This window comes from Citrobacter sp. C6_1, assembly GCF_014596835.2.
Lineage (GTDB): Bacteria > Pseudomonadota > Gammaproteobacteria > Enterobacterales > Enterobacteriaceae > Citrobacter > Citrobacter pasteurii.
Genome location: NZ_CP115031.1, coordinates 2,856,749 through 2,878,032 on the forward strand (window position 1 = coordinate 2,856,749; position 21,284 = coordinate 2,878,032).

At 51.0% G+C, this 21,284-nt stretch carries 17 protein-coding genes; 3 read left to right on the forward strand and 14 right to left on the reverse strand.

Annotated features, from left to right (window positions below):
* Positions 1 to 4: 4 nt before the first annotated feature.
* The 9 genes from gmd to IB196_RS13990 all read right to left on the reverse strand — a co-directional run bounded on the left by gmd (position 5) and on the right by IB196_RS13990 (position 9,587).
* Complete coding sequence (gmd, locus tag IB196_RS13950) at positions 5 to 1,126, reverse strand: GDP-mannose 4,6-dehydratase (RefSeq protein ID WP_040231885.1); 1,122 nt, start codon at positions 1,124 to 1,126, stop codon at positions 5 to 7.
* 24 nt (positions 1,127 to 1,150) lie between these two features.
* Positions 1,151 to 1,705 carry a colanic acid biosynthesis acetyltransferase WcaF gene (gene wcaF, locus IB196_RS13955; protein ID WP_188232510.1) on the reverse strand — a complete coding sequence of 185 codons (555 nt, stop codon included), beginning with the start codon at positions 1,703 to 1,705 and terminating at the stop codon, positions 1,151 to 1,153.
* Positions 1,706 to 1,714: 9 nt separating this feature from the next.
* The gene (gene wcaE / locus IB196_RS13960; protein ID WP_188232511.1) at positions 1,715 to 2,461 is read right to left on the reverse strand and encodes a colanic acid biosynthesis glycosyltransferase WcaE; all 747 of its coding nucleotides are present in this window, start codon (positions 2,459 to 2,461) and stop codon (positions 1,715 to 1,717) included.
* A gap of 5 nt (positions 2,462 to 2,466) precedes the next feature.
* On the reverse strand, positions 2,467 to 3,684 hold the full coding sequence (gene wcaD / locus IB196_RS13965; RefSeq protein WP_040231882.1) for a colanic acid polymerase WcaD: 1,218 nt from the start codon (positions 3,682 to 3,684) through the stop codon (positions 2,467 to 2,469).
* The gene (gene wcaC / locus IB196_RS13970; protein WP_005128311.1) at positions 3,659 to 4,876 is read right to left on the reverse strand and encodes a colanic acid biosynthesis glycosyltransferase WcaC; all 1,218 of its coding nucleotides are present in this window, start codon (positions 4,874 to 4,876) and stop codon (positions 3,659 to 3,661) included. The genes wcaD and wcaC overlap by 26 nt, the downstream gene beginning before the upstream one ends.
* 37 nt (positions 4,877 to 4,913) lie before the next feature.
* A complete protein-coding gene (wcaA, locus tag IB196_RS13975) occupies positions 4,914 to 5,756 on the reverse strand; it encodes a colanic acid biosynthesis glycosyltransferase WcaA (protein WP_005128312.1) in 843 nt (280 codons plus the stop codon).
* 77 nt (positions 5,757 to 5,833) lie between these two features.
* Positions 5,834 to 7,996, reverse strand: coding sequence for a tyrosine-protein kinase Wzc (gene wzc / locus IB196_RS13980; protein WP_040231881.1), 2,163 nt, complete (start codon positions 7,994 to 7,996; stop codon positions 5,834 to 5,836).
* Entirely contained in the window at positions 7,993 to 8,442 is a 450-nt protein-coding gene (gene wzb, locus IB196_RS13985; RefSeq protein WP_040231880.1) for a low molecular weight protein-tyrosine-phosphatase Wzb, read from the reverse strand. Before wzb ends, wzc begins: the two co-directional genes overlap by 4 nt.
* Positions 8,443 to 8,447: 5 nt before the next feature.
* Complete coding sequence (locus IB196_RS13990; protein WP_040231878.1) at positions 8,448 to 9,587, reverse strand: polysaccharide export protein; 1,140 nt, start codon at positions 9,585 to 9,587, stop codon at positions 8,448 to 8,450.
* A gap of 655 nt (positions 9,588 to 10,242) precedes the next feature.
* Between IB196_RS13990 and IB196_RS13995 the strand changes: the two genes are divergently transcribed.
* Positions 10,243 to 11,826: a TerC family protein gene (locus IB196_RS13995; protein WP_040231876.1), complete on the forward strand. Its 1,584-nt coding sequence runs from the start codon at positions 10,243 to 10,245 to the stop codon at positions 11,824 to 11,826.
* Between the two features lie 44 nt (positions 11,827 to 11,870).
* Here IB196_RS13995 and asmA read toward each other — a convergent pair whose 3' ends face one another.
* The 3 genes from asmA to udk all read right to left on the reverse strand — a co-directional run bounded on the left by asmA (position 11,871) and on the right by udk (position 15,065).
* Complete coding sequence (asmA, locus tag IB196_RS14000; RefSeq protein ID WP_149691690.1) at positions 11,871 to 13,724, reverse strand: outer membrane assembly protein AsmA; 1,854 nt, start codon at positions 13,722 to 13,724, stop codon at positions 11,871 to 11,873.
* Between the two features lie 26 nt (positions 13,725 to 13,750).
* Positions 13,751 to 14,332, reverse strand: coding sequence for a dCTP deaminase (gene dcd, locus IB196_RS14005; protein ID WP_003036774.1), 582 nt, complete (start codon positions 14,330 to 14,332; stop codon positions 13,751 to 13,753).
* A gap of 91 nt (positions 14,333 to 14,423) precedes the next feature.
* Positions 14,424 to 15,065, reverse strand: coding sequence for a uridine kinase (gene udk, locus IB196_RS14010; RefSeq protein ID WP_005128328.1), 642 nt, complete (start codon positions 15,063 to 15,065; stop codon positions 14,424 to 14,426).
* A 315-nt stretch (positions 15,066 to 15,380) separates the two neighbouring features.
* Here udk and IB196_RS14015 point away from each other — a divergent pair, with 315 nt between their 5' ends.
* The gene (locus tag IB196_RS14015) at positions 15,381 to 18,710 is read left to right on the forward strand and encodes a diguanylate cyclase (protein WP_188232537.1); all 3,330 of its coding nucleotides are present in this window, start codon (positions 15,381 to 15,383) and stop codon (positions 18,708 to 18,710) included.
* On the opposite strand, the gene alkA is transcribed toward IB196_RS14015, so the two are convergent.
* Positions 18,678 to 19,547, reverse strand: a complete 870-nt coding sequence (alkA, locus tag IB196_RS14020) for a DNA-3-methyladenine glycosylase 2 (protein ID WP_040231874.1) — start codon at positions 19,545 to 19,547, stop codon at positions 18,678 to 18,680. The genes IB196_RS14015 and alkA overlap by 33 nt on opposite strands.
* Before the next feature lie 136 nt (positions 19,548 to 19,683).
* Here alkA and yegD point away from each other — a divergent pair, with 136 nt between their 5' ends.
* The gene (gene yegD, locus IB196_RS14025) at positions 19,684 to 21,036 is read left to right on the forward strand and encodes a molecular chaperone (RefSeq protein ID WP_040231873.1); all 1,353 of its coding nucleotides are present in this window, start codon (positions 19,684 to 19,686) and stop codon (positions 21,034 to 21,036) included.
* A gap of 98 nt (positions 21,037 to 21,134) precedes the next feature.
* On the opposite strand, the gene IB196_RS14030 is transcribed toward yegD, so the two are convergent.
* The gene (locus tag IB196_RS14030; RefSeq protein ID WP_137378378.1) at positions 21,135 to 21,194 is read right to left on the reverse strand and encodes a type I toxin-antitoxin system Ibs family toxin; all 60 of its coding nucleotides are present in this window, start codon (positions 21,192 to 21,194) and stop codon (positions 21,135 to 21,137) included.
* Positions 21,195 to 21,284: the final 90 nt, after the last annotated feature.

The following is a 21,284-nucleotide window of genomic DNA, read 5'->3' on the forward strand; positions in this document are numbered from 1 at the left end:
ATCATTAGCTCTCCAGTGCAATAACAACATCGTAACCATGGGACTTCAGCAGTGAATGTTTCTTCGCTGCTTCCAGATCGTGAGCAACCATTTCAGAAACCATCTGGCGCAGTGTGATCTCTGGTTTCCAGCCCAGTTTTTCGTGTGCCTTTGTCGGATCGCCCAACAGCGTTTCAACCTCTGCAGGACGGAAATAGCGCGGGTCGACGGCGATCATCACATCCCCCGGTTTCACCCCTGGCGCATCATGCCCAGTCACCGAAACCACAATGCCTTTTTCATTCACGCCCTCACCTTCAAAGCGCAGCTTAATACCGAGTTGGGCAGCGGCCATTTCCACAAACTGACGGACGGAATACTGCACGCCAGTGGCGATCACGAAATCTTCCGGCTGCTCCTGCTGCAGCATCATCCACTGCATCCTGACGTAGTCTTTGGCATGTCCCCAGTCACGCAACGAATCCATATTGCCGAGGTACAGACAGGACTCCAGCCCCTGGGCGATGTTGGCAATTGCACGGGTAATTTTGCGTGTGACGAAGGTTTCGCCACGACGCGGAGATTCATGGTTAAACAGAATGCCGTTACAGGCATACATGCCATAAGATTCGCGGTAATTGACGGTGATCCAGTAGGCATACAGTTTGGCGACGGCATAGGGCGATCGCGGATAGAACGGCGTCGTTTCTTTCTGTGGGATCTCCTGAACCAGACCGTACAGTTCAGAGGTGGAGGCCTGATAGAAACGGGTTTTCTTTTCCAGACCCAGGAAGCGAATCGCTTCCAGCAGACGCAGCGTGCCGATCCCATCAACATCAGCAGTATATTCTGGTGAATCAAACGACACCGCCACGTGGCTCATTGCACCCAGGTTATAGACTTCATCCGGCTGAACCTCTTGCAAAATGCGGGTCAGATTAGAGGAGTCCGTCAAATCGCCATAATGCAGATGGAATTTGGGATTACCCGCATGTGGTTCCTGGTAAATATGGTCTACCCGTTCGGTATTAAATGACGAGGCCCGGCGCTTAATACCATGAACTTCATAACCTTTTTCCAGCAGAAACTCTGCCAGGTAAGAACCATCCTGCCCGGTTACGCCAGTAATGAGAGCGACTTTTGACATGTTATTACCTCTTAAAATATCCCTTCAGGGAGTAACGTTCTCGACGCGTTTACGCGTAACTACTGCGGGGTTACCCCGACATATGGCATTGGCCGGCAACGATTTAAAAACGCTGCTGCGTGCACCTACGACAGTGCCGTCGCCAATCGTCACGCCAGGCGCGACAAAAACATCTGTCGCCAGCCAGCATTTCTCGCCAATCACAATTGGCGTGGCGCTAATATCAAAGTGTTGGCTGGCATAATCATGACTTCCGGTGCATAAATAGCTTTTCTGCGAAATAACCGTATGAGCCCCAATCGTAATATTACCCAGCGTATATAAAACCGTGTCATCCCCCACCCAGGCGTAATCCCCCAGTGTCAATTTCCACGGATAAGTAATTTTTACTGAAGGCCGAATAACTACGTTTTTTCCTATTTTTGCGCCAAATATCCTTAATAAAAAAACACGCCAGCGGTACATCACCTGTGGTGACCAGTGAAATAATGTTGCTTGTACCGCCCACCATAATTGCACTTTAATTGCACCACCGCCGCGAAAACCTTTCGGCACCGCGAAGCCGTTTAAATCCTGCATAGTGTGACCTTACGTTTTACCATATAAGTGTTTTGTCTTAGCGGTTGTACGCAGACGTATGTATTCAGAAAATTCAGCCCAAAAACCGGGCATACGCAATATTTGACGTTGGACTCTTTTGGCATCCCGACACAATTCCAGATTATTCGTAGTCGATACGCCGCCCATGGAAAACTCCGACACTAAACCAGTCAGTTTTTTAAACGCGAACCCGGACTTGTATAATTTTGCTGCCAGCGCATAATCCGATGATATTTTATATTGCAAATCATAATGCCAGGTTTGCAGCCCCGTCAGCGGAAAAAATATTGCCTGATGACTGGCTGGCAAACTGTGGTAGATATACCAACCCGGTTTAGCCCGGCGCGTCATTTTTTTACCATTACCAAAATCCAGCAAAGCATCGCCAATCACCATCGATTTATCACTTTGCGTTTTTAACTGGCGGATAATATGTGCAGAATCGGCATGCAGAATATCGCCAGAGTTGAGAAAGAGTGCAAAACGCCCGCGCGCCATAGCGATACCTTTGTTCATTGCATCGTAGAGACCGTTATCAGGCTCGCTGACAAAACGTAACTGGTGCTCTCCATTGAGATTCTCCAGGAACGCCGGTGTACCGTCTGTTGACCCCCCATCGATAACAATCCACTCAAAGTTGATATCGCTCGCCTGCGCAAGATGCGCCAGTGACGCATGGGTTTTGACGATCCCGTCCAGATTGCGAAAAGCGACGGTGATAATACTCAGCAGCATGTAAATTACCTCGCGATATTCAGCGCCTTGCGCAAAATAAACGGACATACGATTAAAAATGCGTATTCCGGACTAAATACTGAACCGGTGAAAAACAACGACAACGGTGTAAAAAGATAAAGCTGCACCCGATAATTCTGATTATCACCAAACGCATTCATCATCATTTTCGTTACTTTCCCCATGTACCACAGGGATAATATTACGGCGAACCACGAAAAATAGATAATTAACAGATACAAACCATTGTCTATCGTTTTACCTACATCTGCACCGTTAAAGATTCCGAATGATGCAACATATTCATAAAGTGAGCCAAATCTCACTACACCGTCGACATTCAGTAATGAATATCCAACCATGACCAACGGTCCTACTATGCGATAATAAGATGAAGAGCCTTCAGTACCTAAATCACCAAGACGCGTCGCGATGTAGGGGAAGGCAAATATCACGCCCACCATAAACACACTCAGTGAGATAATCGCCAAGGGTAACTTCTTTTTTATCGCATCCTTATTCAGATACTGAAATGCCCACTCCAGCAGGTAAAACAAAATAAATGTCATTACCCCTGAAAACGATCCTGACAATATCACCCCTGTCAGAATCATAGCATCGGTCCTGGGCGTTTTGATACCAAACTGTTTGATGCTGAGCCAAATTGAGATTAACGCCAGAGCGAAAAATGCAGGTTCAAAATAGAGTGCAGTGGTACGTTTTCCACCAAATTTAATAAAGTTCAGCACATAGCTATTGCTGTAAATAAGATATTTCGAAATAGCTTCCATTATACTGCTACCACCGCTGAGAATGATCTGTGTCATTTCAACGGCCGCCAGACCGACCACTAACCCCACCACCAGCCAGAATAAACGCAAAATCTTAGGATAGTTATGTGGCGAAATGGTTTTGAAGCGAATGCTCCACACCATGCCAATAATGATCACGGTATAGATAAACAACATGGCGGATGTTACATACTTGCTGGCATCCAGCGATTGGCCAAACAGGTAGTTAAACACCGTCAGCCCCCCACCCACTCCCAACGCAATCAACAGCTTTTTAATATTGATACGGTCGACAAACAGCAGTAGCAACAGCGGTAAAAAAGTGACAACGGTGACAGGGAAACTTTCACCCAGTTGCGCAAGCTTGACGTTAACCAGCAGATACAGCAGCGGCAACACCAGATAGCTACAGACCCTGATAGTACGAGACATATTCCTCCAGCATCTGTTGTCCGCTGTATGCTGTCCGGCTCTGCTGGCTAAAGGTAGCCAGCGTGGTGTCAAATACCGCCTGTGCAATTTCTGATTTTTTCAGTTGTACCAGATGCAGAACATCCGCTTCACTGAATGTTTTGCCGCCTGATTTTGCCAGCACTTCCTGTGCCGCCTCACTGTGCGTGGCGATTACCGGTACACCGATAGAAAGCGCTTCGCACAAGATTAGCGGATAGTTATCAACCCGCGAACTGAACACCAGCCCATCCATCTGATTTAGCGACCCCAGCAAGGTTCGTTTGTCACTTTCAAACCCATGGTTGATGACGTTTGCTCCGGCAAACGGGGAAAACTTACCGAAGGTATGCAGCTCTATTTTGTCACCGAGCGCGATAAGCGCCTGAACCAGTTGCTGGCTGGTTTTGCCGTCATAGCGCAAATCGTGGGCCACCACGGCAATTTTCGGTCTGCCCGGTGGCTCATGCTGAACCGGCAAGTCAGCAAGAATCGCTTCCGTCGCCACATCGATACCGTTATTGATGATGTGACAACACCCGGCACCGTACAGGCTGTTAAATGCTTCCGCCACATGTTGACTGGGCGAGATAAACTGGCAGCCAAGCGCCAGCATCGTGCGAAACATTTGACGTTTTCCGGGCAGTTGCTGATGTGCTTTATCAACGTTAACCGGGGGATAGTTGCTTAACGTTGGGCATTTCTGGCAACCCGTTTTCCAGCCTTCGCAGCCATCGGTAAAGGCGCAACGTCCGGTAACACTCCAGTGATCGTGCAACGTCCACACAAAGGTGATATCGGGCTTATGTGTCTTCACCTTTTGGCAAAACGCCACTACCTCTTCGAGGTTCAGCCAGTAACTATGCAGCACATGGAAATGCAGAACCAGCGGGCCCGCGGTGCGGATGATTGTGCGATACATACTGTCGAGGTTGCCAAACAGATCGCGGTTTGCGAGGCGAAACAGCGCAATATTCGCCGCCGACGTCAAACGCGGCGCATGTTTAATCACGTGCGGATAATTCCCGTGACTGGCGCTTCTCTTGCCTCCTTTGCCATAACCGTATACAAACCGCGACGCCCATCCTTTTTCCAGCGCGCGCAGGTGTAAATCCAGCGCTACCCCTGCCGCCCCGCCTTCGGCAAGTCGAACATTAAATTGCAGAATATTCATGGCATTACCTTTGCTCTCACATGTTGACCCAGCATACTTAACGTCCTCGCAGACCGTCAGCCAGACGCTTACCGTTACGGATGGAAAGCAACGTCAGCAATGTGCGCCAGTTCATCCGCTTGTTACGGATCTGATAAAGGGTAAACAGCTGATATTTTTTACTCGCCCGGTCAAATTTACCTTTGTGCTTGCGATAGAACTGGAAGTAACCGGAGAACTTATGTGGGGATGAAGTAATGCGCATCTCGCCGTGATTCACATGCAGGATCTGCGTCGCCTCTTTTACCTTCCAGGGTTTACCGTAGGCCACCACCATGCGCAGAAAAATGTCATAATCCTGCGCGGCTTTTAACGTCGTATCAAACAGGCATGCTTTGAAACGCCAGGCCCAGCTAAAGACCTGATTACCAATGATATTGCGTTTATAAAATCGGCGGCGTGAGTACATCGATTTTGGATACAGCGGCAGACTGGCTGGCTGTGAATAAACCTCACCTTCACAGACATAATCATCAGCGTATAGAAAAGCATGCGTTACCAGTTGATGACGAGACTGAAGGAATGAGCTCAGGCGATTCGGCGTCCACTCATCGTCATCATCAATCCCCGTAATGTACTGCCCACTGGCCTGCATGATGGCCTGATTGCGTACCGCGCACGCGCCGGAGTTCATCTCGTTATGCGTATAGCTCACGCGTGGATCGTTTAACGCCTCAACAAACTGTTGCAGTTGCTCATACTCGGCAGAGCAATCATCGACAATGATCATTTCCCAGTGGCTATAGTCCTGGCGCAGCACCGATTTAATCGCCCGGATAGCCAACTGCTGGCGGTTCCAGGTGGGCATATAAATAGAAATTAGCGGGTTGTCTGTCGTCATTTTTTTGTCCCAGATAAAGTTGCCAGATGGCGCTACGCTTATCAGGCCTACATTCGATATGCGTTGCTGTTAGTTATCTATTTCGAATCCGACGTGTATTCGTATTCGTAGTAACCGTAATCCTGATACCCGCTGGCGCGCCGGAAAATGGAGTTGAGGATCACCCCTTTCACCTGAATTCCGTTTTGCCCGAAACGACTCAGACTGGTTTCCACCTCTTTCAGCGTGTTGACCGCGTAACGCGCCACCATCAGCGTGGTTCCGACGTGACGACCAACGATAGCCGCATCGGTCACGGCCAGTATTGGCGGCGTATCGATCAGCACCAGGTCATAGTTCGCACTGGCCCAGGTCATCAGCTCGCCAAAGCGTTCGCTCATCAGCAGTTCTGAAGGATTAGGGGGAACCTGCCCGCGAGGGACCAGGTCAAAATGTGCAATTGAAGTCGGTTTTGCGCAGGAGAGAATGTCCCCCTTGCCGCTAAGGATCTCAGACAGACCGTTGACGTTATTGGTCCCGAGCAGCTCATGGGTATAGCCTTTACGCATATCACAGTCGATTAGCAGCACGCGCTTGTCGGTCTGACTGATAACCGCAGCCAGGTTGGCACAGACAAACGTTTTGCCGATCGACGGGCTGACCCCGGTCAGCATCAGCACATTATTACGTGATTGCATCATGGCGAAGTGCAGGCTGGTACGCAGGCTGCGCACCGCTTCTATTGCCAGGTCAGTCGGATTACCCACCGCCAACAACTGGCTCTGCTTATAGCGCTTAACGCCTTTAATGGTCTGCACGTTATCACGGGCTTTTTGCCATTCTGACAGGGGAATGCTGGCATACACGCTGATGCCGTGCTCTTCAAGCACCTGCGGGCTTTCAATACCGCGATTGAACAGCGACCGCAGCAGCACGCCAACCACTGAAAGCATCAAGCCAAGAAGGATACTGCCGAGAATAATCAGCGCCGTTTTCGGTTTCAGGACACCGGGCTGGGCAATGGCGGGATCGACAATGCGCACATCGCCAACCGTACTGGCTTCCGTGATCTTCAGCTCCTGCTGTTTATTCAGCAGTTGCATATAGACCTGCTGGCCGGACTCCACGTCACGCGTCAGGCGGACAATTTCCTGCTGCGTTTTCGGCATCGCCGTCACACGCCCGTTCAGCTTGTTTTTTTCATCTTCCAGCGCCTGGCGTTTTTCCAGCAACGTGCGGTACGCCGGGTGCGCTTTGGTGAACAGTTTGGAGATTTCAGCTTCTTTAAAGGTCAGTTCATTTAACTGAGCATCAATATTAACCATCGAGTCCAGCACCGCTTTGGCCTCCAGAGGTAAATCGACGGAGTCTTTATCCTGACGAAATGCATTCAGCTTGTTTTCGGCAACGTCCAGACGGTTGCGCACCTCCGGTAATTGTTTTGCCAGAAACGCCAGGCTTTTAGCGGCCTCTTCAGATTTACGCTCCACGTTTTGTTGCAGATAGTTGCGGGTAATACTGTCGAGGATCTGGCGGATTTGTTCACGATCTTCCCCCGTGAAAGTCAGACTCAGCACCCCGGTATCTTTACCTGTTTCCGTCACCATCAGGTTATTTTGCAGATTGTTGATCGTGCCAAGCGTAGAGAACTTACTGACGGTAAATTCGCTACCCGGACTGGCATGAATCGCCTCAACCATCATCGTTACACCGTCATGGTTCAGTAACTGCCCAACCTGACCACGCGCGCTAAAACCGCCGTCACTCACCAGTTGATAACTTTTGTCGTTCAGTACGCTCAACGTGAAGGTCTGTTCATTCATTGACGTTGGCAAGGTGAAAGTCGTCATATTGACCGTTTCATTCTGGCGGCCCATCAGACGGTCCCAGCCGGCACCAAAAAGAGGAAATGAATCTTTGGTGACGGAAATATCCAGATTGAGATCGGCTACCGTTTTGCCCAATACCCGTCGTGACTGAATAAGCTGAATTTCCGCTTCAGAAGCAGGTGGCTTGTTGGATAACGCCGAGCCAATATCCTGGACTAACGAGCTGCCGGTGTTTTGCTCAATTTGTACCAACGCATCGGCACTGTAGATCGGCGTGACAAACAGGGTGTAGACCGCCGCACACAGCGCAAATGCGGCGGTTATGCCCAGTACCCACCAACGTGCTTCGGCTACGGTCCCCACCAGACGTCCGATATCGATTTCATCGTTGCCTGTTACTGACGTTGCAGACTGTTTTTCTTTTTCTGTCATTGTTTTCCCTGCTCCGTATTCAGTGCCTGAGCCCATTGGCGGGCAGACCGTTCAAGTAAGGCGTACACCGCGTCAAACGCGTCACGACTTTTACGATACGGATCGGGAATTTCGCGTTCGCTGTCCCAATGGCCGAACAACATCACTTTGCCACGCATCTCCGGTACCATTTCACACAACGCCGTAATATGACGTTTTTCCATGGTCAGGATCAGGTCAAACTCCCGGCACATTCGTCCCGAGATCTGCCGCGCACAATGATTCTCCAGTGACAGGTTATGTGCCTGCGCCACGCTGATGGCGCATGGATCGGCACCCTTACCTACCAGCGCGCCGAGGCCAGCGGAAGACACCGTCAACGCCGGATGGAATTGCCTTAACAAGCGCTCTGCCGTTGGAGAGCGGCAAATGTTCCCCACGCAGACAACTAAGATTTTGTTAAACATGGCGATTACCAGTTGTGAAGGTCGCTGGCCGTATCCGTCATATAACGAACACCGCTAATGGTCGGCAGCAACTGATTGATCAAACGGTTCCAGCGAGCAACCGGCGCGGTCGTGACATACACCACATCGTAAGGCTGAAGTCGGAAAGAAGTCGCCATCACCAGCGATGTCGCATCAGACATATCCAGCTGGTAGATATTGGCTATCTTGCCGTTATGCCCACCCTCGCCTTTTAATGGACGAATAACAAAGATGCCGCTGGCATTGGAGGTGGTCAGGTCAATGCCCTCCGCATTACCCAGCGCTTCGGTGAGTGTCATACCGCTGAAGTCCATCTTGAGGGTGCTCTGTTTTTTCACTTCCCCCATCACGAACACTTTCAGGTCGTCATTACGCGGAACAAACAGGATGTCGCCAGGATAGAGCAGGCGGTTCTGGCTCAGGTCGCCATTTTGCATCAGCGCTTGCAGTGAAATGCGTTGCTCCTGGCCTTTATGCGTCAGTACAACGTTGCGCCAATCAGCCGCTTCGGTAAGACCGCCTGCAGCGTTAATGGCATCGAGAATGGTAAGCGGCACGTTGGTGATGGCCTGCTGGCCGGATTTGTTCACCTGCCCGGAGACGTAAGCCTTCTGCGAGCGGAAAGCGGCGATATTAACGTCCACCTGCGGGTCTGCGATGTACTTCGCTAAGCGCCCGGTAATATCACTACGAATTTCTGCCAACGTTTTCCCCACCACGCTAACTTTGCCAATGTAGGGATAAAACATGGTGCCGTCAGGTTGCACCCAGTTACCCGTATCGCTTGAGCTACGATACTGTCCCGCAGGCGTGGTGAGTTCGGGATGATCCCAGACGGTGACATTCAGGACATCGCCGGGTCCGACCCGGTACTGGTACCCGGAGATCTCCTGATCCAGCGACATATTAGGTTGAGCAACATTCGGTCGCGGACGCAATTGTTCAACCAGTCTTGGGGTAAGCGGATAAACATTCACCATCCGGTTGATATCAAAATCGGCATCCTGCTGCTTAATCACATCTTTGCCCATGGTAGACATATTGCTGCCCGGAAGCACGGTACAACCGTTGATCAATATTACCGACACCAATACTGGTATCAATTTAAGTTTGGATTTCATCATTGATTATTTATCACTTTGGCAGAGTAATTATCACGTGCGTTTTAAATAGCCATTACGCCTGTTTGCATTTACCTTGCCGTTAATTGAATAGAAATTTAACTGGCATCAGTCCTAAAAAAATGAATTCATCTGCAGTCTCTTGATAGAATAATTTAGGTTTATCATCAGGCGACCAGGCACGCTACCGCCCCTGGCTTTATTAGCTACCAATGCACTGATTAATTTATATTTTTCCCATCCTCGCAGTTATCATCATATTCATGGCGCCTGCCCATCAGTAATAGCATGGTGCGATACTGGCAACATATTTCTCTTTTGATTATTACGGGAAGAATTGTTGCAGCTAACCGAATAGCAGGCAAGATACCGAGCCCTGAAACGTAGCCTTTTAAGATTAATATTAAGCGTGAGACATGTATATTTTTAGGATTTTATTGATGTTGACAATGTTAATATATAAATATCCAGCCTGCGATATTTCCTAAATATAACTGCATAAATAAAGCCATTTCTTGCAGTTACCCTCAGACTATTCTCTCGCCCCTGTCCTGATATAAAGGGCAGAGAAATCCCTTCTCGCCATTGCATTTTTCGTCGGTTTTACCCATGATCGAATTGTGACAATTGTCATATAACTATGGGTATAGCATTTACTATGGAATGGATTGCCGATCCGTCAATCTGGGCCGGGCTCGTCACGCTAATCGTGATAGAACTCGTTCTTGGCATTGATAATCTTGTTTTTATTGCCATCCTCGCGGAGAAACTTCCGCCATCGCAGCGGGATAAAGCGCGTATTACCGGGCTACTATTGGCAATGGTTATGCGCCTGCTGCTGCTGGCGTCAATATCATGGCTGGTGACGCTGACCACACCGCTGTTCAGCATTCGGGACTTCAGCTTCAGTGCCCGTGACCTGATCATGCTATTTGGCGGCTTCTTCCTGCTGTTCAAAGCGACGATGGAGCTTAACGAAAGGCTGGAAGGCAAAGACAGCGACAATCCCACCCAACGTCGGGGTGCGAAATTTTGGGGCGTGGTCGCGCAAATTGTGGTACTGGATGCCATTTTCTCTCTGGACTCGGTGATCACCGCTGTTGGTATGGTTGATCATCTGGCGGTCATGATGGCGGCGGTGATTATTGCCATCAGCCTGATGATGCTGGCCAGTAAATCATTGACCCGCTTTGTTAACAGCCACCCAACTATTGTTATTCTGTGCCTGAGCTTTCTGCTGATGATTGGTTTCAGCCTGGTCGCGGAAGGCTTTGGTTTTCGCATACCGAAAGGCTATCTGTACGCGGCTATCGGCTTCTCGGTCATGATAGAAGCCCTGAACCAGTTGGCTATTTTTAACCGTCGTCGTTTCCTGTCGGCTAACCACACGTTACGCCAGCGTACCGCCGAGGCGGTGATGCGCCTGATAAGCGGTCAAAAAGAAGATGCCGAGCTGGATGCCGAAACTGCCGCCATGTTGGCGGATCATCATGAAGGCCAGATTTTTGCACCACAAGAACGGCGGATGATTGAGCGCGTACTGAACCTTAATCAGCGAACCGTCAGCAGCATCATGACGTCACGCCATGATATCGAGCATATTGATCTCAATGCACCGGAAACAGAAATTCGCACACTACTGGAGAAAAACCAGCATACGCGTCTGGTCGTAACCGGAGAAGATGAACAGGAAGAACTGCTCGGTGTGGTGCATGTGATTGACCTTCTGCAACAGTCGCTGCGTGGCGAACCGCTCGATTTGCGCGTCTTACTTCGCCAGCCGTTGGTATTCCCGGAAACCCTGCCGCTTCTTCCGGCGCTGGAGCAGTTCCGTAATGCCCGTACACACTTCGCTTTTGTGGCCGATGAGTTTGGTTCGGTGGAAGGAATTGTGACGCTGAGCGACGTGATGGAAACCATCGCGGGTAACTTGCCAAATGAAGTCGAAGAGATCGACGCTCGTCATGATATTCAGAAAAATGCCGATGGGTCGTGGACGGCAAACGGCCATATGCCGCTGGAAGACCTGGTGCAGTATGTCCCGCTCCCATTAGATGAGAAACGTGAGTATCACACCATTGCCGGGCTGTTAATGGAGTATTTGCAACGTATCCCGAAAACCGGAGAGGAAGTACAGGTTGGCGACTATTTGCTGAAAACCTTGCAAGTAGAAAACCATCGAGTGCAGAAAGTCCAGTTGATACCACTGCGCAGTGAAGAAGAGATGGATTACGAGGTATAAGCAACATGCCGGATGGGGCTGAAGCCGCCATCCGGCACCAGGGTTCAAAGTTTATCCAGCAGCTTTTTAACGTCTTTGCCGTTGCGAGAGTCTTTATTGCGATCGGCCCAGTCGTTCAACCGGCGTTTCGCTTCATCCTGCATATGCTTACGCAAGAGTTGGTCCACCTGCAGGTTATAGTTTAACGACTGCCACTTGCCATAGACCCTGAGTGGAACCGGGGTCGCTTTAAGGAAATCGATCAATTTGCTTTCCCCATTCCATCCGCCCAGCACGCGCACGTTAAACTGAGTATCACAATTTTGCTCAACCAGGTCTAACGTGCCCTTACCCGAAAGCGCCAGCATGGCAGACTGCCCTTCCATGTTATCCAGCGTAACCTTGCCGTTATCCAGCGTCAGATCGGTCACAAAGCGATCCAGCCGCGTCGTATTATCCAAATCCTGTTGTGAGCCTGCATCACCGCCGCTACGTTCAACCGCCTGTTGTACCAGTTGCTGGAAGTTCATGCCTTCCATACGCGTGCTGCTCATCTCAAGATTGGCCTGTCCCTGCCAGCTGTGACGAAATGCCTGCGCATCAATGTCAGAGCCCGAAAAATCGCCAGCCAGTGACAGTTTGCCAGTAAGGGCAATCGGATAGTCAAAGGCTTTCAGGATAGTGCCAATTTCTACGCCTTCCAGCCGCGGGTGAAAGACTGCCCGTGGTGAGCCTTTTCTGGCATCCAGCGAGCCTGGAAGTGAGATCAATCCACCGTCACTTTTCCCCTGCAACTCATTGATATTCAACAAGCCAGCCTGGTTGACGATTTTTGCAGAAACATTATCAAATGCCATTTTCCGCCAGAGAACTTTATCCGCCTGAAGTGCAATATTGGCGGAAAATCCTTTCAGCCCCTGATAAGAGACGGCATCAACCTGCGAGGTAATGACCGGTCGCGCCAGCGTCGGCTGGCTCTGACTCTGCTGTGCCCCGGTATCTGTCGCCGCCAGAGCGTCATGCCGTACGATCAGGTTATCCAGATTGAGCTGGCCGAATTTCAGATCGACGTCCCATGCGGGTTTCTCCGCCAGCGTCACCTGAGCTTGCCCGGCGAGTGAACTGTCATTGGCAGTTAAGTTAATCTGCGTAAAGTTGAGCTGTTTTTTCTCTTCCTGCCATCGAGCCTGCAGTTGACCCTGGCCGCGGATCCCCTGCGGCGGCAAGTCAGCGCCCTGTACCTGCCAGCTCAGCTGCTCAATATTGGCGACTAAATCATGCGGATAGTCAGACGCATCGACAGCGCCGCTGATGGACAACGTCAGGTCGCGCTGGTCGCGGTTAACGCGGCCGGTGAAATCGAACGTTCCGCGATGCTGGGCATCCTGTTCCATATTCAGGTGAATATCACGAACCGTTATCTGTTCATCGTCTTCATGCTGGAATACCAGAACGCTGTCAGCCACACGCAGGCGAGCGATATCAAACGACCATCCACGATCTTCTGCCAGATCCGGCAGTGTATTATCTTTTGGCGCAACAGGAGCATCGACTCCGCGCACAGCCTCGGTTTCAGGTATGAGTTGAATCACCGCGCCTTTGAGCATGACTTGCTTTACGCTGAGTTGGTGACTCAACAACGGCCACAAGGCGACGTCCAGACGCATATTGTCGGCACGAACCAGAGGTTCGCTGGCACCTTCGGCCGTTAGCACCATGCGCCCGGAGAGAATGCTCAACTGGGGCCATACGTGCCAGCGCAGAGGACCATCTAACTGCAGTTGATATCCGCTACGCGCAGCAACTTGCTTCACCATGTATGCGCGGAAATCATTCGGATTCACCAACAATACTAACGCAGAGAAACCGGCCACCAGCACGACCAGAAGAATCATCAGCGTCGTCAGAAATCGTCTCATGCTATCCCCAATGGACTGAAAAACACTCAGTCTTTATCGATCCGGCTGGCTACCGCGCCCTGCTGATCGCGATACTTCGCATCCTGGCGACGGTTGTAAGGTCGCGCTGCCGGACCGGAAAGCGGTTCGAAGCTCAGTGCACCAATCGGCATACCGGGGCGCAGAGCCAACGGTAATTTTCCTGAGTTGTAAAATTCCAGGACGATGCACCCCGACCAACCCGGATCAATACGGTGTGCCGTAACATGTACCATCAGGCCCAGACGTGCCAGCGAAGAACGGCCGTCTAACCAGCCAACAAGGTCGGAAGGCAGCGTAACGGATTCGAAAGTTACCGCCAGCGCTAATTCACCCGGATGCAGGAAAAACGCCTCGCCGTCTTTGAGGACAATTTCATCACTCATTACGCGGTCAAGCGCGGCGCTGACCTCATCCTTCGGTCCGCTCAAATCGATATACGCCGCCGTATGACCGCGGAACGTACGAAATTTGTTACCAAGACGCACATCTACCGTTGCGCCATTGATACGCTCGACAGGAGGACGGGGATTGATCGACAGACGACCTTCATCCAACCAGGCTTCAATATCTCGGTCACATAAACGCATGGCACTTTCTCCTTTCGTGCTTCAACCCCTTAATGCCAGGCGCGTTAAGGGTGAACCAGGTTATCACTGAACGGTACACAATTCGCTGAACTTATTCAAAGAACTGACTGATTTTCGCCTTCAGAATATCGATAGCAATGCGGTTTTTACCCCCGCGAGGCACGATAATATCGGCGTATTGTTTTGAAGGCTCAATAAATTGCAGGAACATCGGACGTACGGTTTTTTGGTATTGCGCCATCACCGAATCCATTGAACGGCCACGTTCATTCACATCCCGCTTGATACGGCGCATCAGGCAAATATCCAACGGCGTATCAACAAAAATAGAGAAGTTCATTTCATCACGCAAACGCGCATCCGTCAGCAACAAAATGCCTTCCAGAATAATGACTTTCTTGGGTTCAATATGAATAGTTTCTTGTGTGCGCGTGTGTTCAACATAGCTATAAACGGGCAATTCAATGGCGGAACCGCGTTTAAGTGTTTGCAGATGCTGAAACAACAAACTGTGATCCATCGCGTTCGGATGGTCGTAGTTCGTTTTTACGCGTTCTTCCATCGACAGATGGCTTTGATCCTTGTAATAGCTGTCTTCGGGAATAACGCCAATATGTTCGTCACCGACTTGTTCACGCAATTCGCGATAAAGGGTACTGGCAATAAGACTCTTGCCGGAAGCCGATGCGCCGGCAATGCCGATAATGACGCACTGATGGGACTGATCAGTCATAAATTTAGCGACCTGATTAACCTGGATGTAAGGAAGGGCGGCGTCGAAACGCCAAACGCGGCAATTATAGGGATTTCAGCAGCGCGATGCCAGCCCAGGCTGCACCAATGCTTTCCCTGTCGCAAATTAAAACGGTTAATTTTAAAGCAGGCTCAAGTTTTATCCACCCGCCTTAAGAATTAATGGCTTGAGCGTGTTAATTTATGAGCAACTGGCGTATAAATTGTAAATTATTTGTACTAGCATAAACGAAGATTAAATGTGATGCGGTCGGTAACTCTGCTGGCCGACATCGGCGATTTGGGTAAAGTGGTAATGAGTAAACAATTCCAACATGTTTTAGTTACCCTACCCCATCCTCTGCTGCGCCTGGCCAGTTTAGGTCTGGTAGCATTTATCTTTACGCTATTCTCGCTGGAGCTGTCGCATTTCGGTACCCAACTGGCACCGCTTTGGTTTCCAACCTCAATCATGATGGTGGCGTTTTACCGCCATGCAGGAAAAATGTGGCCCGGAATAGCGCTGGCTTGCTCATTCGGCAGCATCGGCGCGTCTTTGCTGTTTTTTCCTGGAGATTCGCTTAACTATACTTATACGACCATCAATATTATTGAAGCGGTCGTCGGCGCGATGTTATTGCGCAAACTGCTCCCTTGGTATAACCCCTTACAGAATCTGAATGATTGGGCGCGTTTGGCCTTGGGTAGCGCCGTCATACCTCCGCTATTAGGTGGTGCGCTAATGTGGCTACTGCTCCCGGAGGGAACCTCGTTAAATACGTTTCTCATTTGGGTGCTTTCCGAATCCATCGGCGCGCTGGCGCTGGTGCCATTAGGTCTGTTATTCAAGCCTCATTATCTGCTGCGCCACCGCGATCCACGTTTACTGCTTGAGACCCTCATCACGCTGCTCGTCACCTTAACGTTCAGTTGGCTCTCCATGATGTACGTGCCGTGGCCGTTTACCTGCGTCATTGTGTTGCTGATGTGGAGCGCCGTCCGTTTGCCGCGTATGGAAGCATTTTTAATTTTTCTCAGCACCATCCTGATGGTCTCTCTGATGCTGGCTGCCAACCCATCGCTGCTCTACACCCCGAAAGCGAATGTGATGACAAGTATTCCGTGGCTGCCGTTTTTGATGATTCTGTTGCCAGCCAACATGATGACTATGGTGATGTACGCATTTCGGGCCGAGCGAAAACACATCTCGGAAAGCGAATCGCGTTTTCGTAATGCTATGGAATATTCTGCGATTGGTATGGCGCTGGTCGGTACCGAAGGGCAGTGGTTACAGGCAAACAAAGCGTTGTGTCAGTTTCTTGGCTACAGTCAGGAAGAGCTGAGAGCGCTGACCTTCCAGCAGCTCACCTGGCCGGAAGATCTGAATAACGACCTCGAACAACTCGGCATGTTGGTCCGTGGTGAAATCAATAGCTACTCCATGGAAAAGCGCTATTACACGCGCGCGGGCGACGTCGTCTGGGCATTGCTGGCCGTTTCGCTGGTACGCCACAGCGACAACACCCCACTCTACTTTATTGCACAGGTTGAAGACATAAACGACCTGAAGCACACCGAGTGGATGAATAAGCGGCTGATGGAACGCATTACCCTCGCCAACGAAGCGGGCGGTATCGGTATCTGGGAGTGGGAACTGCAACCCGACGTGATCAGTTGGGATAAGCGCATGTTCGATCTCTATGAAGTCCCGCCACATATCAAACCCAGTTGGCAAGTCTGGTACGAGTGCGTCGTACCGGAAGATCGCGAGCATGCTGAAAATGTGATTCGCGACTCTCTGGCAGCACGAATTCCCTTTAAGCTCGAATTTCGTATTGCAGTACGTGACGGCGTGCGCCATATCCGCTCGTTAGCTAACCGGGTACTGAATAAAGACGGAGAAGTTGAACGCTTACTCGGTATCAATTTGGATATGACCGAAGTGAAGCAGCTCAACGAAGCGCTGTACCAGGAAAAAGAGCGTCTGCACATCACGCTGGACTCAATCGGCGAAGCGGTGATTTGCATTGATGCCGACATGAACGTGACCTTCATGAACCCGGTTGCCGAGAAGATGAGCGGCTGGCAGCAGGACGACGCGATAGGTATTCCGTTACTGACAGTGCTGCGAATTACCTTTGGTGATAACGGCCCATTGATGGAAAACATCTACAGTGCCGATATGTCGCGTACTGCCATAGAGCAGGAGGTGGTTCTGCATTGCCGTAACGGCGGCAGTTACGACATTCAGTACAGCATTACGCCACTCAGTACCCTTGACGGTGGTAGCATTGGCTCCGTACTGGTCATTCAGGATGTCACCGAGTCACGTAAGATGTTACGCCAACTGAGCTACAGCGCGTCGCATGATGACCTCACCCATCTTGCTAACCGGGTCAGCTTCGAGAACCATCTGAAACAATTGCTACAAGCCGTACACGATACGCATCAACGCCATGTTCTGGTCTTTATCGATCTGGATAGGTTTAAAGCCGTGAACGATAGCGCGGGCCATGCTGCAGGCGATGCCCTGCTGCGCGAACTGGCTTCTCTGATGCTCAGCATGCTGCGCACCAGCGATGTACTGGCTCGTCTCGGTGGCGATGAATTCGGCCTGTTGCTGCCTGATTGCAACATCGAAAGCGCTCGCTTTATCTCAGGCCGTATTATCAACGCCATCAACGAGTATCAGTTCAGGTGGGAAGACCGTCTGCACCGCATAGGCGCCAGTGCGGGTATTACGCTGATCGATGAGAAAAATTATATCGCGACTGAGGTCATGTCTCAGGCAGATATCGCCTGTTATGCCGCCAAAAATAGTGGGCGTGGCCGGGTCTGTGTGTATGAACCCCAGCAAAGTCAGACGCATGTCTCACGGGAACTGCTGTCGTTTGATGAACAGAAGCACATTATTGCGCATAACCCGATGCTCATGATCGCCCGGGGTGTGGCCTCTCCACGCATTCCTGAGACATTCAGCTTCTGGCTACTCTCACTGCGCCTGGGGACAGAGGACGGTGATGTTATCGAAGAGCATATCCTCCGAACCGGACTCGTTGACCCTGCGCTTAATCATGCGCTTGACCGTCGGGTTTTTAACGAATTTTTCCAGCATGCAGCGGCGGCGATTGCCAGTAAGGGGCTCAGTATTGCCCTTCCCCTTTCTGCCGCCGGACTGTTGAGTACCGAACTTGTGGATGAAATGCTGGCGCAGTTGCAACGTAGTTCGCTACCACCACGCTTATTACACCTGACCATTCCAGCCGGAGTGATGAAATCGCATCCAGCTCAGAGCCTATCGGCCATTCAGCGACTTCGTCACGCGGGTTGTCGGATTATTTTAAGCCAGGTTGGACGTGACTTAGAGATCGTTGAAAACCTGAAGTTTCACACCGTCGATTACCTGTTACTCGACAGTGAGATCAGTGCCAGTGTTCACGGCAACCTGATGGATGAAATGTGGGTTTCTATTATCCAGGGACATGCACAGCGACTGGATATCAAAACGATCGCCGGCCCCGTGCAAATGCCGCTTATTATGGACGCACTTTCTGGCATCGGTATTGATATGATCTACGGCGACATCATTGCTGATGCTCAGCCGTTGGATCTGCTACTCAATACCAGCAACTTCGCTATCAACTGACGGCTGCCACCCTTCCGTATACCAGATATGCAATAACGCATAGGAGCGCCACGGCTTCCAGCGCTCGGCATAGCGCCGGATCTGGGCTGGTGTCATGCCCGGAAAGCGTTGTTTGATCAAATAATCGTCAGGAAGAAAAACATCTTTCGCCTGCCAACCGCGTAGCGCGAAATAATTGGCAGTCCAGCGCCCTATACCCGGAAACGTTTGTAAGTGCTTTACGCCTTGCTCAATATCAGCTGGTGCAACCGATGCAAGCCTTCCGGTAAGCGTTGCTCGTGCCAGATGAATGAGCGCTTCGGCGCGTTTGAGCGGCATCCCTAAGGCTTTCAGATGCAAAGGCTCAGCAGCAGCCAGCGCTTGTGGTGTGGGAAAACAAACATACTCAGGCGCGTCATCAAGCCTGTCACCGTAGGTGCGTACAACTTTCGCGGTCAGTTTTGCCGCCATTGCAACGCTAACTAACTGGCCTAATATCGCCCTCACACCTTGTTCAAAGGCATCGACAGAGCCAGGCAGCCGCAGGCCAGGACGCGCTGCGCCCAGGCTGCCCAGCGCGTTAGCAATATGCTGTGGGCAGCAGCGAAGATCGAACAACCGCTCAATTTTGACCAGGCATTCTGGCGCAACGGGCTGTAACCCCGGACTTAGCCTGACCTGAAGCTGGTGTGTCTTCAGGTCAGGCACTACGCTCACCAGTCCACGATATTCGCCGATAACCAGGCTTCTGGTGTAATACAGCTCCCCGACGGTTTCGACACCCTCCACCGCACGGGCGGCAAGAAACCCTAGCATCCAGGACCAGTCATAGGGCGGCTGCCAGCTCAGTGTTAACATTCAGGTGTCCTTTTTAGTTAAACCTACAGCATAAACGGTATTCAATCGATACGCCTTGCTTTCATATTCCAGTTGTCGGGGCGGCGACATTTCGCTAAAGTCACGCCCCTTCTTCACTGGCATGGGGATTTCTACGGTGTTTATTGGTTTTGACTATGGTACGGCAAACTGTTCAGTAGCCGTAATGCGTGACGGGCAGCCACACTTGCTCAAAATGGAAAACAACAGCACGTTACTGCCCTCAATGCTTTGTGCACCTACGCGCGAAGCGGTGAGCGAATGGTTGTATCGCCATCATGATGTCCCCACGACGGATGCCGAAACACAGGCGCTACTGAGTCGTGCGATGCGTTATAACCGCGATGAAGACATCGATGTTAGCGCCAATAGCGTGCAGTTTGGTCTGGCATCACTGGCGCAATACATTGACGACCCGGAAGAGGTGTACTTCGTTAAATCGCCGAAATCATTTTTGGGTGCCAGCGGTCTGAAGCCGCAGCAGGTTGCGCTATTTGAGGATTTGGTTTGTGCGATGATGCTGCATATTCGCAATCAGGCGCAAAACCAGCTGCCTGAAGCGATCACCCAGGCCGTTATCGGTCGCCCGATCAACTTCCAGGGGTTAGGTGGCGATGACGCCAACGCCCAGGCGCAGGGTATTCTTGAACGTGCGGCCAAACGCGCCGGTTTTCAGGATGTCGTCTTCCAGTACGAGCCGGTAGCCGCGGGTCTGGATTTTGAAGCAACCTTGCAGGAAGAAAAACGCGTACTGGTGGTGGACATCGGCGGTGGTACGACTGACTGTTCGCTACTGCTAATGGGACCGCAATGGCATCAGCGCGCCGATCGCGAAAACAGCCTGCTGGGACACAGCGGTTGCCGCGTGGGCGGTAACGATCTGGATATTGCGTTGGCCTTTAAACATCTGATGCCACTACTGGGTATGGGCGGCGAAACGGAAAAAGGCATCGCATTGCCGATTTTACCCTGGTGGAACGCGGTTGCGATCAACGATGTTCCGGCACAAAGTGATTTCTACAGCACCGCTAACGGACGTTTACTCAATGATCTGATCCGCGATGCACGTGAAGCAGATAAAGTGGCGCTGCTGCTTAAAGTCTGGCGTGAACGCCTGAGTTATCGCCTGGTTCGCAGCGCAGAAGAGAGCAAAATTGCGCTTTCTGACCAGACAAACGTTACCGCGGCACTGCCGTTTATCAGCGATGCGCTGGCCACCGCTATCAGCCAGCAAGGACTGGAAGCGGCGTTAAACCAACCGCTGGCACGTATTCTCGAACAGGTTCAGTTAGCGCTGGATAACGCGCAGGAAAAACCGGATGTCATTTATCTGACCGGCGGTAGCGCCCGTTCACCGCTTATAAAAAAAGCCCTTGCTGAACAGCTTCCGGGGATCCCTATCGCCGGTGGCGATGACTTTGGCTCTGTCACCGCAGGGCTGGCTCGCTGGGCGGAAGTGGTTTTCCGCTAAGTCCCTCGCAGGCTGAAAAACGTGCATATTGACATCATCGTTACTGTGGATTACTTTCAGGAGTGAGGGTTAGGGAGGTTTACCCTCCCCCTGGTGTCTTAGTAAGCCGAGAAGCTAATGACTAAGAGTATCACCAGTATGATGACCTGCTTCATCATAACCCTTTCCTTTTTTTGGCCCCTTCCTCGGGAGGGGTTTTCCCGTTCCAGCGTCCCGCTGAAATCTCTGGCTTACCTCCTTATTGCCTT